General features: G+C 67.5%; 12 protein-coding genes and 2 pseudogenes. 5 read left to right on the top strand and 9 right to left on the bottom strand.

What is annotated here, in order from left to right:
• Positions 1–158 precede the first annotated feature (158 nt).
• The 6 genes from ACGF4C_RS31950 to ACGF4C_RS31925 all read right to left on the bottom strand — a co-directional run bounded on the left by ACGF4C_RS31950 (position 159) and on the right by ACGF4C_RS31925 (position 6,198).
• Complete coding sequence (locus ACGF4C_RS31950) at positions 159–1,127, bottom strand: alpha/beta fold hydrolase (RefSeq protein ID WP_393570985.1); 969 nt, start codon at positions 1,125–1,127, stop codon at positions 159–161.
• Positions 1,128–1,918: 791 nt separating this feature from the next.
• Complete coding sequence (locus ACGF4C_RS31945) at positions 1,919–3,070, bottom strand: FAD-dependent oxidoreductase (RefSeq protein WP_393570983.1); 1,152 nt, start codon at positions 3,068–3,070, stop codon at positions 1,919–1,921.
• A gap of 258 nt (positions 3,071–3,328) precedes the next feature.
• The gene (locus tag ACGF4C_RS31940; RefSeq protein WP_393570981.1) at positions 3,329–3,604 is read right to left on the bottom strand and encodes a helix-turn-helix domain-containing protein; all 276 of its coding nucleotides are present in this window, start codon (positions 3,602–3,604) and stop codon (positions 3,329–3,331) included.
• Complete coding sequence (locus ACGF4C_RS31935; protein WP_393570979.1) at positions 3,604–4,095, bottom strand: DUF2975 domain-containing protein; 492 nt, start codon at positions 4,093–4,095, stop codon at positions 3,604–3,606. Before ACGF4C_RS31935 ends, ACGF4C_RS31940 begins: the two co-directional genes overlap by 1 nt.
• Before the next feature lie 271 nt (positions 4,096–4,366).
• Positions 4,367–5,662, bottom strand: coding sequence for an MFS transporter (locus ACGF4C_RS31930; protein ID WP_393570977.1), 1,296 nt, complete (start codon positions 5,660–5,662; stop codon positions 4,367–4,369).
• Positions 5,659–6,198 carry an ArsR/SmtB family transcription factor gene (locus ACGF4C_RS31925; protein WP_393570975.1) on the bottom strand — a complete coding sequence of 180 codons (540 nt, stop codon included), beginning with the start codon at positions 6,196–6,198 and terminating at the stop codon, positions 5,659–5,661. The genes ACGF4C_RS31930 and ACGF4C_RS31925 overlap by 4 nt, the downstream gene beginning before the upstream one ends.
• Before the next feature lie 772 nt (positions 6,199–6,970).
• Here ACGF4C_RS31925 and ACGF4C_RS31920 point away from each other — a divergent pair.
• Entirely contained in the window at positions 6,971–8,419 is a 1,449-nt protein-coding gene (locus ACGF4C_RS31920; RefSeq protein ID WP_393570973.1) for a pyridoxal phosphate-dependent aminotransferase, read from the top strand.
• 209 nt (positions 8,420–8,628) lie between these two features.
• Here ACGF4C_RS31920 and ACGF4C_RS31915 read toward each other — a convergent pair whose 3' ends face one another.
• Positions 8,629–9,759, bottom strand: coding sequence for an agmatinase family protein (locus tag ACGF4C_RS31915; RefSeq protein ID WP_393570971.1), 1,131 nt, complete (start codon positions 9,757–9,759; stop codon positions 8,629–8,631).
• A 661-nt stretch (positions 9,760–10,420) separates the two neighbouring features.
• Here ACGF4C_RS31915 and ACGF4C_RS31910 point away from each other — a divergent pair.
• From ACGF4C_RS31910 to ACGF4C_RS31900, 3 genes are all read left to right on the top strand, one after another.
• On the top strand, positions 10,421–10,957 hold the full coding sequence (locus tag ACGF4C_RS31910) for an SMI1/KNR4 family protein (protein ID WP_393570969.1): 537 nt from the start codon (positions 10,421–10,423) through the stop codon (positions 10,955–10,957).
• A 273-nt stretch (positions 10,958–11,230) separates the two neighbouring features.
• Positions 11,231–11,656 (top strand): SMI1/KNR4 family protein, encoded by a 426-nt coding sequence (locus ACGF4C_RS31905; protein ID WP_393570967.1) that lies wholly within the window; start codon positions 11,231–11,233, stop codon positions 11,654–11,656.
• Positions 11,657–11,739: 83 nt separating this feature from the next.
• The gene (locus ACGF4C_RS31900) at positions 11,740–13,296 is read left to right on the top strand and encodes an oxidoreductase (RefSeq protein WP_393570965.1); all 1,557 of its coding nucleotides are present in this window, start codon (positions 11,740–11,742) and stop codon (positions 13,294–13,296) included.
• Here the strand turns inward: ACGF4C_RS31900 and ACGF4C_RS31895 are convergent.
• A pseudogene (locus ACGF4C_RS31895) lies at positions 13,293–13,906 on the bottom strand (transposase). The gene ACGF4C_RS31900 and the pseudogene ACGF4C_RS31895 sit on opposite strands and share 4 nt — an antisense overlap.
• 105 nt (positions 13,907–14,011) lie before the next feature.
• Positions 14,012–14,128 (bottom strand): annotated as a pseudogene (locus tag ACGF4C_RS31890) (transposase); the annotation flags it as partial.
• Between the two features lie 519 nt (positions 14,129–14,647).
• Here ACGF4C_RS31890 and ACGF4C_RS31885 point away from each other — a divergent pair.
• On the top strand, positions 14,648–15,649 hold the full coding sequence (locus ACGF4C_RS31885) for a DUF1259 domain-containing protein (protein WP_393570963.1): 1,002 nt from the start codon (positions 14,648–14,650) through the stop codon (positions 15,647–15,649).
• Positions 15,650–15,970 lie beyond the last annotated feature (321 nt).

Raw genomic sequence — 15,970 nt, 5'->3', positions numbered from 1 at the left:
AGAAGGGCGTCCAGGTTTGTCGTCACACACGAGCCAACGGGCGCCCTTCGCCATGGTCGCGGCCAGCATGAACATAGGACTCATTCATCTAGGGGGAGGCTCAGCACGACGATCGGTTGCTCCAAGGGGCCCTGGCAGGCCTAGCCAGGCACCGGCACTCAGCCCCGCAGTTCCGTCAGGAACTCGACCAGGGCGGCGTTCACTTCCTCGGGCCGCTCCTGCTGGGTCCAGTGGCCGCAGCCCGGCAGCACGATCGGCTCCCGGCGCAGGTTGGGCATCAACTCCGGGAGCTTGGCGATGAGTTCGAGCGTCCCGGGGAACGCCGGGACCAAGTCGCGGTCGCCGTACAGGTACAGCGCGGGCGGACTGACGACCGCGCCGTGCCAGGCGGCGGTCAGCTCCCAGTTGCGGTCCAGGTTGCGGTACCAGTTCAGGGCGCCGGTGAAGCCCTTGGCGTAGTTCTTGGTGAGCTCGTCCAGATCTTGTTCGGTGAGCCAGTCCGGCAGTACCTCGGGGTCGGTCATGTCCGCCAGCCAGCCCTGCGCCGGGTCGGTCACCAATGCCTGATCCGGGCGGCCGGCGCCGGGGGCGTCACCGGAGGCGGAGTAGAACAGCTTGCGCAGGGCGGTGCGGGTATCCCGGGCGAACTCGGCGTCGGCGACCCCGGGCTGGTTGAAGTAGTTCCAGTAGAAGCGTCCGCCGAACCGCTCCTGCATGGCCTTGAGCGGCGGGTGCTCTCCGCGGAAGGGTGGCGGCACGCTCAGTCCCGCCACCCCGCGCACCACGTCGGGCCGCAGCAGCGCCGTGTGCCAGGCAACCGGTGCGCCCCAGTCGTGCCCGACGACGAATGCCTGCTTCTCGCCCAGGGCGTGGATCAGTCCGATCACGTCCCCGACGAGGTGGAGGATGCTGTACGCGTCCACGTCCTCCGGATGGTCACTGCGGCCGTATCCGCGCTGATCGGGGGCGACCACACGGAACCCGGCGGCGGCCAGCGGGGCGAACTGATGGCGCCAGGAGTGCCAGGACTCGGGGAAGCCGTGCAGCAGCACGACGAGCGGCCCGGTGCCCTCCTCCGCGATGTGCAGCCGGATACCGTTCACGTCGATCATGCGGTGCTCAACCATGGGCGAACCTCACCTAGTGCGATGTAAGTAGTGGTGAACGAGCTGTAAACCCGTGCCGTCGGGCCCGGAAGAGCCGCGCCCGCCGTGCATTCTCCCCTTCTTCGTCAGCGTGCCCCGCTCGCCGACGTGATCGGCTCACGCCGGCGGCTGATGGCCTACTTCGGCGCCTACCGACCGGTGCGTCCGGAGGCACAGGCGTCTTGCGGAGGCCCAACGTCACCCCGACCCCCTCGCGGTGAAGATCTGGGAAGCGGCGCCCGGTTTGCCCACCGTTCGCCGCATCGAGGCAACACCAAGGAAGGAGATGGCCGGAACGGATGCCAACGGACCAGGTGCACGCGGCGGGAAGTCGTGAGGACCGTGCACGTCCTACCGCTTTGCGGAGCAGGCCACCGGCTGGCCTGCTGCTCCCTTCCGTTGGTCCAGAACGTGGCCGTTGTGTTCCATCAGGAGACAGTGCGCCACGCCCTGGTGAGTGGGCACGACCTTGAGGCGTGGAGCGTGCCCACCGTCCTCCTCCGTGCTCCATTTGGCTCCACTCACCTCCGCCGGCACGCTCACCGCGCCGTTGAGGCCATCGACGTAGTCGTGCCTGACGGACTCCAGGTTGCCTCCTTCAGTCCAGGCTTTGTACGTCACCTCGGAACTCTTGGCACTGTCGGCGCTCTCGGCACCGCAGGCCGTCAGGAGTCCACAGGCAACCACCAGTCCCGCCGTCATGGTGAGGAGCTTGGTAGTCGCTGGTATGGGGAATGAAGGCATGACTTGGTCTCTTTTTCGGTGAGTTCACTTCAATGCGGGTCGGGGAAGGATCGGTCGCCGAAGAGGATTCGGCTTGCCGCAGCCCGGCCGAACGGCGTACGGACAAGGTTGAATGCCACTGCCGCTGTGGTGGGCGTCCGCACATGGGACCATGCCCGGCGCAGCGTGAGCCGTCCGCGGAAGTGGGGGCGGAGTGCGGCTCCGTCGTAGTGGGTCATCGCGTCCGCATTCCCGGTGCGCAGTGCGTCGTTGAGGACCTCGACTGCGAGTTTGGACTGCCGGAGGCACGGGTCCAGGCCGCCGGCGGTGAGTGGGGAGACCGCGCCTGCTGCATCCCCCACGAGAAGCCCGTCGGTGCAGCTGATCCGGCGCAGCAGGCCGCCGACCGGTATGAGGCCTGCGCGCCGCTCCACCGTTCCGTGACGTTCGACGCCGGTCAGTCCGGGCGCTGAGGCGCTGAACCGCTCCATGGCTCGACGAAGACCGTCGGGATAGCGGTTGGCGTAGCCTGCGACTCCGACATGGGCGTGTTGCCCGTCGTTCACTACCCATGCCAGGTAGCCGGGGGCAAGTGAGGGGTCGAGTACGCAGTGGAATGTCGGTGGCTGGTCGCTTCCGGGTAGTTCGAAGACCTCTTCGGCGCCGACGATCAGGTGGTGGTTGCGGTCGAGCGCGAGGTCGCGGGCGACTCGTGAGCGGGCCCCGTCAGCGCCGACAACGAAGCGGGCCCGAACCGTGCTCGGCCCGTGGCGACCGGCCAGGTGGAAGAGGTTGCCCTGTCGGCCGGCGTAGCGCGTGCCCAGTGCCATCCGTACGCCGGCGTCGACCGCGGTGGCGGCGGACGCTTCGTAGAGCGGCGCCATGTCGCCCACCCGGTACTCATCGCGGGGGCTGGTGAGGCTGACCGGCCGGCGCAGGTCAGGAGGGTAGAGGACCACGCGTCGGATCGGTGGTCCGAGGTGGTCAGGGGACAGCGGGAAGTCGTCGAGTGTCTTCCGCACGAAGATTCCGGTGGTGCGGATCGCACCGGCAAGACTGGTTCGGCGTTCGACCAGAAGCACGTCGTGGCCTTGGCGGGCCAGGAGTGTGGCGGTGTTCAGTCCGGCCAGTCCAGCTCCGACCACCAGGACATCGGCCCGGTCTGTTTTTCCGATCCGATAGGAGAGGCGTGCTGTTGTCATGTCTGCCGGCCTCCTTGTGAAGTCCGTCATCGGTACGTTCGGCGCGCGGCAGGCGCCGACCGGCGGCAGGCAGTACGGCGACGGCCCGGGCCGGAAAGGTGACGGTCCGCGCGGCCGCGAGGGTGAGGTATGCGGAGCGTCGTCGTCAGGTCGTCACTCGGGGGCTTGCCAAAGATCAGGCGGAGCGGGTCGGGCAGCAGGGACGGTCGAGGGCGCACCTGGTGAGGGTGTGCGGGCGGCCGGCCACCGCGGCTACGGTCACCGCGGCGGGGATCCAACTGGGGCGGATGCTCCGGATTCGTGCGCGGCCTTGACCCCATCACTGGGGTCCTCGGGCTCGTAGTGCAACAGGTCTCCGGGCTGGCACTCCAGCACTTCGCACAGCGCGGCGAGCGTGGTGAAGCGCACCGCCTTGGCACGGCCGTTCTTGAGCACCGCCAGGTTGGCGGGTGTGATCCCCACCCGGTCCGCCAGTTCGCCCACGGACATCTTCCGCTTGGCCAGCATCACATCGATGTCGACGACGATCGGCATCAGATCACCTCGGCCAGCTCGGCCCCCAGCTGCGACGCCTCGACGTCGCGTACGACGGCCTGCGCGAGCAGCATCCGCAGCACGAGCACGATGAGCGCGACCCCGAAGACCGCCAGGGAAACCCCACCCAACAGGGCCACCACGCCCAGGGACACGATCTGACCCGACGCCAGGACCGCCCCGAGCGCGAGCACCAGGAGGGCGGCCGCCACGAACGCGCCGATCACGCGGTGGACGTAGCGGAATGCGGCGTGGGAGAACACGGTTCCGCGTTGCATCATCGTCACCAGCCGCCACACGGAGACCAGGACGACCTGGACCGTCACGACGCCCAGGCACATGATCACGAGGGCCGGAGTGCGACTGCCCGCAAGGAAGCTCTCCTTCATGGCGCCCGTCAGCATCGCCACCATCACCGCCTGGGCGCACACCGATCCGGCGTGCAGCGCCACCATCACGACGCGCAGCGCGAGCACTGTCAGCTTTCCCAACGCCACTCCCCTCATCGATTTACGATGGAAATCTATTGATTATCGATAGGAACGGCAAGTCGGGTCCGCCGGCGGGATCGGCGTGCCCGGGTTGACCAGGCCGCGGGGCGGGCGCGACCCGGACGACTCCCAGCCGCCACCCCACGTTTCCGTGACCGATGTCGGCGGGCACCATGCCCAGCGCCAGCAGCCCCCCTCCGGCCAGGGCCAGGCCGGAGGGGGGCCACGATGCGGAAGCCGTACCGGGCGGCGAGCCGGCTCGCGGCAGGCGTCACAACAAGTCGGGTGCACTCTCCTGGGCGGGTTCCTTGGATGCCGGGTGATCTGGACCTCCGGCCGGGGCGGCGGCACGCAGCGCCGCTTCGACCCGGCGGTTGCTGGTCATGGATGCCGTGACGGCCGTCATCGCCAGGAGGAGGACGGCGGCTGCGTAGAGCGGGGTGCGGATGTCGTAGGTGGTGGCCAGCCAGCCGCCGAGGAAGGCCCCGATGGGGGCGGCGCACATGGCCAGCATGCGGGAGGTGGAGGCGACCCGGCCCATGAGGTGGGCCGGGACGATCGCCTGCCGGAGGGAGGGGCCGAGCACCATCGTGGCGCCCATGCCTGCCCCGCAGACGGCGAGCGCCAGCCCGGCCACGTACGGGTTCGGGGCAGCGGCCAGGCCCAGAATGGCAAGCCCTTCGACGGCGGCCGTGCAGGTCAGTGCGGTGCCGGTGCCGAGCCGTCGGCCAAGGTAGGAGGCGATGCCTGCACCGAGCAGACCGCCGGTGGCCTCCGCCGTGAGGAGGAGGCCGAAGCCGTAGGTGTCGATGCCGAGGCGGTCGTGCGCGAAGAGGGCGAGGACGGTCTCCACAGCGAGGAACGCGACGTTCCCGACCGCCGGGCGTAGCGCGAGCCCGAGCAGCAACCGGTCCCGGAAGACGTACGAGGCTCCGGCCCGCGCCTGCCGAAGCAGCGACTCGCGGACCTCCGGCACGGGCCGGGGTATCGCGGGAAGCGACCGTACGAGCAGTGCGGAGAGCATGAACGACACCGTGTCGGCGAGCAGCGGAACCGCCCGCCCGAGCGCGAGCAGCGCACTGCCCGCAGGCGGCCCCGCGAAGCCGGACATGGCGGTCTGGGCGCCGCGCAAGCGCGAGTTGGCTCGCTCCAGGAGTGCGGGCTCGCGGCCGAGCAGATCCGGCAGATAGGCCGTGGCGGCCGTGTCGAAGAAGAGCCCGCCGAGGCCGAGCAGGAAGGCGACGACCGCGAGCAGCGGAATGCTCAGCACGTCGAGCGCGGCCGCTGCCGCCGGTACCGCGAGCAGCACCGCACGCGCCGCGTCCATGACCCACATCGTGCGCCGACGGTCCCAGCGGTCCACCAGCGCACCGCCGAGCACCCCGAAGAGCACCCACGGCAGCGTCCCGGCGGCCGTGACGACGGCGAGCGCCATCGGATCCCGCGTCAACGTCAACCCGATCAGCGGCAGCGCGGCCTGCATCACCCCGTCACCGAGCGAGGAGATCGTCTGAGCGGTCCACAGTCGACCGAACCCGGCCGGCAACTTCCCAACGTTAGAGGTCACTTGGCGCCCCCTTCGGCCTGCTCGCCGGCTGCCGGGTGGAACAGTGCGAAGACGAGTGACGCGTCCGGCAGCGACGGATCGGACAGCTCCCGGTACTCGTCCGCCAGCGCCTCCAGCCGCGCCCCCAGCTGCGCGAACTGCTCCTCCGTGAGCCGCAGATGCGCCATCCGTACGTGCCGCTCGCCATCCGCCGGCGATGCCTCCAGGTCCGCCACCGCATGCCGCATCAGCACATCGGGCTGCCCCGCCCCGGGGTCCGGCAGCTCGATCGACCGTGCGGCCATCGCGTAGTACCGCTCGGTGACCCCCCGCACCTTCCGTGTCCGCACCACCTTCACCAGGCCGGCCCGCTCCAGCAGCCGCACGTGATAGCTGGAACTCCCCTTCGCAAGGCCAACCCGCTCGGCGATCTGCGTAATCGTCGCCGGCTCGAAGCGGAGCACGGCCATGATCCGGTGACGCGTGAGATTGGAGACGGCGCGCAGCTGCTCCTCAGTGGTGACGTGAAACGTCTCGGGAAGATCATCTGTAGGCATGCGAGCAATGGTCAACGATTCTTGACCATTGAGCAAGGGGTTTTCCCGCGGACGTCCAGAAGCTGCTGTCCGGCGCGCCACTCGGCGCGAGGGTGGTCACCGCGTCGTGGCCCGTGCCGGGCCCCCCATCCTGGCCCGAGCCTGCCCGGAACCGAGCGGCCCGGCGAGCGAGTGAGTACGCCCAACAACTCCCCTTGCTGGAACCGGCCTTCGAGGAACATGCAGGGGCCATGCGGCCCTCCGTGTTCCGGCCCCCAGCGGGCCTTCACATCCTGAGATGGATGGATGAGCACGCTGCACGCTCCCTAAGCACCCCTCGCAGCAGCCCGAGATCTTTACGGACTGTCGCCAGAGCGGTCTGGCCCGAGGAAATCAGGCAGGCGGCGCGCCGCCGCGCCATGCTCAACTGCCCGGCGCCTTCCGCTGCGTCCGCCAGATCAGCGACCCCGCAGACGGCTACAACTCACCTGAAAGTACAGGGAGTTCAGCAGTTCCTCAGCAACGTCCGAGCAGCGGTATGACACCCCCCGGAAGGCTCCTCACGAACAAAGAGGCTACAAGATCGCCTGTCGGAGCGGACTGCCAAAGATGGCCCGGGCGTCATCACCAGATATGACAGTGGCGCCGGGCCGCGGGTGGCCGGCCGTGCCGGATGGCCGCCGAGCGGTGGCGGGCAGGGGTGGGGCGTGGTCCGCTGGCCTCATGCGCGTGCGGACCGGCAAGGCTGTGTCCGCCTTCTAAGTGACCTGCGAGCGGGAAAGAGCAGACACCCATGGCTACCGAATCCACCTCCAGCAGTCAGCATCAGAACGTGCGGCCCGAAGAGGCAGTCGAGCTCCTCACGCACCTCCCCGACTTGGAGCAGGCGCTCGCCTTCTACCACCAGCACCTGGCGCCCCCGACCGCGATCGACCTCTCCGTGGCGGAGAACGTCCTCGTCTACCAGGACTCCATGCAGAAGCTGGTGTTCGATTACACCCGTCTGCTGCCCGAGCAGTACATCAACTATTTCTCCCCCTACGGCACACCGGCCCTCCGCAGGCAGGTGGCCAAGCTTCTGACCAGGGCGTTCGGCGCCACGGTGGCTGCGGACGATGTCTTCGGTACGGCGGGTGTCGCCTCGGCGCTGGAGTGCCTGGCCTTTGCCCTCAAGGACAAGCCGAGAGGCTCGGAGTCCGGGCCCCCGCCGCTGGTCGACGGGGACGCGGTGCTGCTGCCCGCACCGTTCTGGCAGGGGTTCAGCTGGTCCTTCGAACAGCGGCCCAAACTGACCTGTGTCCCGGTGAACCTTCCCACTTCGGGCCCCAAGCGCTTCCAGCTCACCCTCGACCTGATCAAGGACCAGTACGAGGCGACGCGAAAGCGGACCGGCAAGGCGCCGCGGCTGCTGGTCCTCACCAACCCGCACAACCCCTTGGGCGTGAACTACCCCAAGGAGCTGCTGGAGCAGATCTACGCCTGGGCACTCGACCACACGGACATGCACATCGTTTCCGACGAGATCTACTGCCACTCCCAACTGCCCAAGATCACAGTGCCGTTCACCAGCGCCGTTGCACTGAGCGCCTACGCGAAGTCTCCGGAGCGGGTGCACGTCGTCTGGGGCTTCGCCAAGGACTTCGGGCTCTCCGGTCTCCGCACCGGTTTCCTCGTCTCCAAGTACGGGCCGGTGCAGCGCGCCATGCTCGGAACGCACGACGTGGCGGAGAAGCGCCACCCGATGTCCTGGTTCACTCCGTTCGACTCCCTGAAGCACTTCGTCATCGGCGCGGTCCTGACCACCACCGTCAACGGCAGCTCGGAGCTGTACACGACCTATGCGATGAAGCGCTACCCCGGGCTCCTTGACGCCAGCTTCACCAAGGTCAAGGCCCGGCTGGACGCGAACAAGATCCCGTACGTCCACGAGCCCCAGAGCAACGCCGCACAGTTCTTCTGGCTCGACCTCACCAGTTGGCTGGGCAAGCGCCCGCCGAAGAGCGGCGACGAGGTCAGTGAAGTGCTGCCCCTCAAGGCTCACGACCTGGACCCCAACGAGGTCTTCCTCTTCCACTACCTCGCCGGCCCCGCCGCCGAAGTCACCCTTCTCCCCGGAGGCGTGATGTCCTGCCCCGCCCCTGGCTTCTTCCGCCTCTGCTACACCGCCCGCCAGCCCGACGAGGTCTGCACGGCCGTCGACCGGGTGGCCAAGGCACTGGGCAGACTGGGAAACAAGGGATAGCCCGGCAATCCGCGTCCGAGCGCCCCTGAAGCGAACCGTCGACCGGCCCGCCGACGTCCCACCGGTCCGCGGCCACCTCGACTACGTCCCGGCCATGTCCCGCTACGCCCCAGCCATGTCATCCACCGGCAACACCACGGCACGGCGCCGCTGGCTACAACGTCGCCCTGGCCCTCGAAATCGTGCCCAGGGGCGGTACGAAGGGCTGCCTAGGGTCCGTCTTCCAACGGATCACGCCCAGGCGCCGGGCCGAAGACTGCCGGGTCCACATAATCGGGCCCAGGCACGCCCTTGCGTCGCATCGCAATCCCGGTCAGCGCCTCGAAGATGGCCCGGCGGGCGTTCATCGTCGTGGTGTAGCCGGGATCGAGGTGAGGCGCGACTTCGACGATATCCATGCCCACGACCGGCGTCTCGTGACAGATCCGGCGGATGGCCGGCAACAGTTCGCGGTTGGTCAGACCGGGCGGCTCCGGCGTGCCGGTACCGGGCGCGAAGGCAGGGTCCAGCACGTCGATGTCCAGCGACACGAACAAGTATTCCGGCCCGTCCAGTGCCTCTTCGATGGCGTCTTGAAGGACTACGTGGAATCCGCGGCGGTCGATCTCAGCCATGAAGTGCGTGCGCAAGCCGTGGTCACGCATCCAGCCGAACAGTTCGGCGTCGGGTGCGATTGCACTGCGCAGGCCGATCTGGATGAAGTTGCGTCCGGGGATATGTTCGTCCTCGATCAACCGGCGGATCGGTGTCGCGTGCGAGGCGAGATGACCGAGCAGGTCGTGGGAGCAATCCGGATGCGCATCGAAGTGGAGGACCCCGACCTTGCCTGCCCCATGCACATCCGCCACGGCCGCGACATCCGGCCACAGGATCGAGTGGTCCCCGCCGAGCACGATAGGGATTGCGCCGGTCCCGGCGATCTCTCGGACGAGAGTACGGATCGGTTCCATGGAATTGTCGATACTGAAGGGGTCGACCGCGGCATCGCCGTAGTCGACCACCGTCAATTCCTCGAACGGCTTGATGCGTGTGCTGGGATTGACCAGCATCTGCGGTGTGTGGGGCAGGATCCGCTCGTCAGAGCGGATGGCGCGCGGCCCGTAAGCCGCCCCCCGGTGTCCGGTGGACATGTCCACCGGCGCTCCCAGGACCGCCACATCGACATGACCGGCACGCAGATCGTCCGGGTTGAGGCACAGCGGCAGCCCGAAGATCGTGGCGATCCCGGCGTAGGCCGGTACGAATGCGTATCTCTGCACATTGATCGGTCCGGGCTCGCGCCGCGGGTCGGACGAACGGTCGACTTCCCACTTCCAGGCGTCCGGCGGTACACCTTCCACATCCAGCCCCTCTCGGCCTCACCCGGATAGTCGCCCGGTGGAGCAGGCACCCCGCTGGCGCCCGCAGCATCACTCAATCCGACCGGCCGTCATGACGATGGGTACGCCGACGCAACAGGCGGCAGCAGTCAGCCATTCGGACCGGTGATCACGACACGCGCAGCCGGGATGGACAGGACTATGGAAACGAAGGCCGAACTGAGCGCATTGAACACCCCACCGACTTTTTTCAGCCGGTGTCGGCGGCGTGCTGGTGAGCGCGAACGAGGGTGGAGTCGATCTGTACCAGCACCAGTCCATGTCATCGGCCGCATCGGCGCGGGCCTGGATCTGCTACGGAGAGCGGGTGAACACGCCGTCCAGGGCGTAACGGCGGAAAAGTGATCTTTGCAGACGGACCCTAGTGCCGTGCCCGCTTGGTTCGCCCGGCTGGACGATCAAGGCCATGGTGAGGAGCGGTTGGCCTTCCTACTCGGGTGCCTTGCCCGCTATGGACCTCAACGCGTTCGCGTCGCCGGCACGGCACATACTTCGCCCCCACCGACTGCGGGTGCCATGGCGGCACAGGTTCGCCGGATTGGCCAGGCGACGGCTTTGAGAGGGGGGAGGGACATCGGAACGAGGACCGGTGCTAAAAGATGGTTGCATGTGGGTTCAGCGAGTGATCGAACTGACCGGGTGGGAGCCGCTCGGGATCTCCGTCGACTGGGCGGCGATCGAAGCAGAACTGGGAGTTCCGCTGCCGGCTGACTACAAGGAGCTCTACGAGGCGTTCGGCGGCGGCGTCTTCAGTGATTCCGTCTACTTTCTGGGGCGCGACGAGGGCATCTCGTTCGACCTCCTGAGACAGTGGCGGGTCTCCCTGTCCGTCGACCAGGACAACACGTCCAAAGACCTCTCCGCCGCCGATCCCTACGCAACCTACGTGCCGGGCGGCAAGGGACTGGTTGAGTGGGGCTCCACCGAATGGGCCGACGAATACTGCTGGCTCATCGATGCCAACCAGCCGGGCGATTACCCCATCCTCGCGCGGTCCCACGACGTCGGCGGATGGCACCGGTACGACATCTCCACCTCCGAATTCCTCTACCGCATCCTCGCCGATGCCGATTTCCAACCCTTCGGGATCGCGCAGTACCACCTCGGCACGACGTTCACCCCCGGCTCCGGCGACCCCATGGACGTCCGGCCGCTGTGACAAGCGGCTGGCCGTCCCCCGTCCTTCGACACGACAGCGCCGTCGGTTCCCATCAAGGCCCGTGCGCCAGGCAATCACCAACTTCCTCCGAAACGGTCACCAAGCACTGCCCCTACAGATCAACGAAGCCGACACACGCGTGCGCCGATGCCGGTTGCGTGATCTTGGGCTTCACTGAGGCGATACGCCCACGCCGGTTCGCGCCGAGCGTGGTGGCCCCTGCCCTGATTGCTGCTGTCTCCAACAACAACCGATGTCGATTGGTCGCCAACCATGTGGACCGAAGTGGTCACTGCCCTGCCCGCCACGACCGCCTTCCAGGCTCCTGCATCGGAGTCGTCGCTGCTCCGCTGCGCCACGGTCCTCGGTCATCCCATGCCCGCTGACCTCGCTGCCCTACTCCGCGAGAGCAACGGCATCGAAGGTGAGTACGGCGCCGAGCTCATCTGGTCTGCCGAGCGCATCGTCTCCGAGAACCAGAGTCTCCGCCAGGACAGTGAGCTCGCCACCCTGTACATGCCGTTCGACCCACTGCTTTTCTTCGCGGACGCGGGGAACGGAGACTTGTTCGCGCTCCTCGCCAAGATCGACCGGCCGGATGTCTTCGTCTGGAACCACGAGGACGACAGCCGCACCTGGGTGGCGCCGAGTCTGGGCAAGTACCTCGAATGGTGGCTGACAGGGCAGATCGAGCTCTAAGGACCGCTAACAGAATGGACAGCTCTCCGATCCGCGCGCGGTAAGGCAAGGCGAGCGCGGAAGAAGATCACTACTCTGCATGGGTGCTCTCCTACGACGAGTTGACTTCACCAGAGCGTGAGCTGTGGGATGCGTTTCCCGAGGGACGCTGCGTGGACCTGTGCACGGGTGTGCCTGAGGAAGACCGGGTGGCCGAAGGTGGACAGTGGGGCCCCGAGCGGACGGTTCGGGCCGCCGTGATCGTGGCGCTCCTCCAGGGCGCGAACACCGCGCAGCCGGGCGCTGTCGCGTGCCTGAGGCTCGCCGGGGCGCGGATATCCGGGCACGTCAACCTGGCTGGCGCGCACATCGCTCACGCTCTCTGGCTTGAGGACTGCTGGTTCGAGGAGGGCGTGGACCTCTCCGGAGCGTCGACCCAGTCGATTGCGATCGTGGGCAGCCGAGTACCGGGCGTGGAAGCCGGCTTGATCCGTATCGAGGGACGCATCGACCTGCGGCGCTCTCGCCTGGAAAGCGGCTCCGCCTCGCCCTTCCACCGAAGGGTCACCGCCTTGTCGCTCATCAACGCCCACGTGAGCGGCGCCGTGAACCTCAACGGCGCCGAAATCATCGCACCCGAGGAATGGGCAGTGTCCGCCGGCGGACTGGTCGCCGAGGGCGGCGTCTACTGCCAGGACGGATTTGTCGCGCACGGTGAAGTCCGTCTCATGGGAGCACAGCTGCCAGGCGGACTGCACATGCGGGGCGCACGCCTGGTGGGTTCCGGCCAGCGCGGGGTGGCGATCGCCCTGGATAACACCGTGGCCTCGACCCTCAACTTCTCCGGCGGGTTCATCGCGAACGGAACCATACGGCTGCGGGGTGCCCGGATCTCGGACAACCTGACCTTTGAAGGAGCCGTCCTGAACGGGCCGCCTGGCGGCCACGGCCCGTCATTGGTCGCCTTGCTGATGCAGGCCGTCGACTTCGACTTCACCCTTGCCCGGCCACCGTCCGGCGCCGTGGACCTGCGGGGCGCACAGGTCTCCTTCCTTCACGATAACGGCCACAGTTGGCCGGACGTGGTGGAGTTGGACGGCTTCGTCTACGGCTCCATCAAGGTGGACGAGGCTGGCGAGCGGCGAGAGGCAGTAGGGCGCCAGGACTCCGTGGCCCGCCGTCTGGCGTGGATTCGACGCAGCCCGGGCTACAGCCCCCAGCCCTATGAGCAGTTGGCAAGTTGGTATCGGAAGGCGGGCCACGACGACGACGCCCGGCGCGTACTCCTGGCCAAACAGCGCCATCGGCGACAAACTCTGTCCCCGGCCGCGCGTGGGTGGGGGCACCTGCTGGATGCGACCGTCGGTTATGGCTACCGCCCCTGGCTGGCCGGCGTCTGGCTCCTCGCGCTGACCTTGCTGGGCACGCTGTCCTTCGGCACGCACTCCCCCAACCCCGTCCAACGAGGACAAGGCTCCCCGTTTCAGCCCCTCGTCTACACACTCGACCTGCTGATCCCCATCGGCGGTCTGGGTCAGCGCACGGCTTGGTACTGGTCGAACGGCGGCCTCCAGTGGCTGGCCTACCTACTGATCGCCTTCGGCTGGGTGCTGACGACCGCCGTCATCGCGGGTGTCACCCGCACCCTGCAGAAAAACTAGCGGTCGACAGCTGAGCTCAGGCGTCGCCAGCAGATCAGCGCGCATCCGAGGGTGAGGAACGCTTCGTGGATGTCGTCGCGTTTCCCCCAGCTGATCCGCAGCGGGCGGAACCAGTGCAGGTGGGCGAACGCACGCTCCGCGACCCAGCGTTGGTTGCCCAGGCCAGAGCCGTGCTCGGTACTGCGGCGGGCGATCAGCGGTTTCACGCCGAGAGACCAGACCAGGCGGCGGTACTTGTCGTGGTCGTGGCCACGGTCGCCCAGCACCACGTCCGGCCGGCTCCGGAGAAGTCCAGGGCGTTCGCGCTGCGGAGCTTGGCGAGGAGGACCTCGTGAAGCCGGGGACACACTCCGGCCTCGGTCCACCCTGCAAGGCGGCGCCACCAGGTCATGCCCGAGCCGAAGCCGAGGTCGGGCGGCAAGTGTTCCCAGGCGATTCCGGTGTGCAGGACGAACAGGATGCCCTGGAACACGATCCGGCCCGGATGCCGCTTGCGTCCCGGATGCCGCGGCCGACGCTCGACCTTGGGCAGCAGCGGGTCGATCACCGCCCACAACTCGTAGGCGACTTCCCATGGCTTCGGCCGAGCCACTACGCACCCGCGGATCATCAGTCCCGGAGTGATCCAACCACCTTGGAGTCGACCGACACGAGCCAGTCGATGTCCCCGGGCCGCGTCCACCCTGGCCTGGGTTGCCTGGATCATCCGCTCGGATGTGCCGTCCAAAGCCCATCGCCGGAACCGGGTGTGCAGCGTGGCCCACGGACCGTACCGCTCGGGCACGTCCTGCCAAGCGGCTCCGGTACGGAACTTCCCCCCACACGATCCCATTGAGCACGGTGCGGCCGTCCGACCGCTTCCGACCACGCAAGGACTCGGACAGCAGGGACTGGACGTACTCCCCCTCGGTATACGGCAGTTCATGGCGGTATGCCACTCAACCAAGATTCACAACGCAAGATCATTTGAGGCATCGCCTAGAGCGGAGGGAAGGCGATCACGTTTCCGGGCACCTTTCCGGGCACGCTTCCCCATGTTGCCGTTCGCGGGGACCTCTCCCCACGTTGAGTTCCGTGCGTGACAGTTCTGCGTGACTGCCGTGGAACTGACGCCAGACCAAAATTGCAAGCAGGGTGGAGGAAGAAACGACCTGCGTGGCCAAGCCACCACCGCAGTCACACAGAGATCATCACCACAGCGCATGGACTTTGGGCTGGGCCGGCCGTTCGTAGGGTCGCTGAGGGGCTGTGGCGACCTGGGGGAATTCTTAGTCCACTTGGCCCCAAGCGATGACGGTAAAGCCATCTGTTCCACCTCGTCGTGCTTCCATGCCGTCACGGAGGTGTTGACATGACGGCTGAAGGCAGACAGCAGGACAGCTACCCGCACGCAGGTGCGCCGCGGCGGCGGGTGCTGGCCGCGGCCGCCCTGGCTCCGATGCTGGCCGGGGCACCGTCCCCCGCTCGGGCCCTGCCCACAGGGATGGCCGAGGCGAACGGCCACGGCCTGATCAAGCCAGTGTCCACAGCTCGGTCGCACTGGAAGAGCGTGGCCAAGACGCTGGGCCGGGCAGGCGATATGAAGCGAAAGATGATGTACCACACCGCCTTCCCACGCCGGGACCTGCGGGTGCACTCCCGTCACGTCGCCGTCAAACCGGAGCTCGCCCTCGGCTCGCACGTGTCCTTCGTACGCTACGCCGACAAGAGCACGATGGTGATGGGTGACGTGGTGGTCACCGAGCACGAACTGCAGCCGTTCATCGATGTTCTGCACGAGCACAAGATCGGGCTGACAGCGATCCACAAGCATCTCCTCTCCCAAAGCCCCCATATCTGGTGGATCCATATCCATGCGCATGGTCACCACCCGATGGCTGTGGCCCGCGGTCTCCGCGCAGCGTTCAACCTCACCGGCACCCCGGCCCCGCTGCCGTCGACCCGGCGACAGCGCGTCGACCTGGACACCGAAGGAATCGATGCCGCGCTGGGTGCGAAGGGCTCCGTCGACGACGGCATCTACAAGTGCATCTTCGTCCGCCGCGAGACCATCACCGACGGCAGACTGGTGCTTCCCCCCGGTCTGGGGTCGACCAGTGCGTTCAACTTCCAGCCGCTCGGCGGAGGTCGAGCCGCGATCAGTGGTGACTGCGCCATGATCGCCAAGGAAGTCCAGCACGTTCTGGCGGCCCTGCGGCGTGCCGGGGCCGAGCTCGTTGAGCTGCACAACCACGGTTTGACGGACGAACCTCGCCTGTTCTTCGTCCACTTCTGGGCCGTTGGCGATGGCGTCAGGCTCGCCCGGGCCCTGCGCCCAGCGGTGGACGCAACCAACGTGGTGCCCGCCGGCTGAACACCGTGCAGACAGCAGTCTCGACCTGGCGGAGCGTGCCTGGGGCGGTGTCTTCCGCTGGTGACCTGAGTCGGAGACCGGATGTCGCCTTCGAGTGCCTGGGCGGAGCGGCACACGCCACACTTGAGTTTCTTCTGCGTGAGTGCGGCGAACCAACGCTCCGAGCGTTCGCGGTACAGCTCACACAACCCTGCCTGCTTCCGCTTGCCCGTACGGCACCGTCTGGAGACTCACGCGCTCATCAGGCTTGCGTCCGTCGCCCCGCCGGTGGTCGCGTTGAGCACGTCGGCGTCTCCGGCCGGGCGGCGTTCTGACCGCAGA

It is taken from the genome of Streptomyces sp. NPDC048197, assembly GCF_043202395.1.
GTDB classification, from domain to species: Bacteria; Actinomycetota; Actinomycetes; order Streptomycetales; family Streptomycetaceae; genus Streptomyces; species Streptomyces siderophoricus.
The sequence above is the reverse complement of the archived record's forward strand: the minus strand, read 5'-3'. Positions and strand labels throughout refer to the sequence as shown.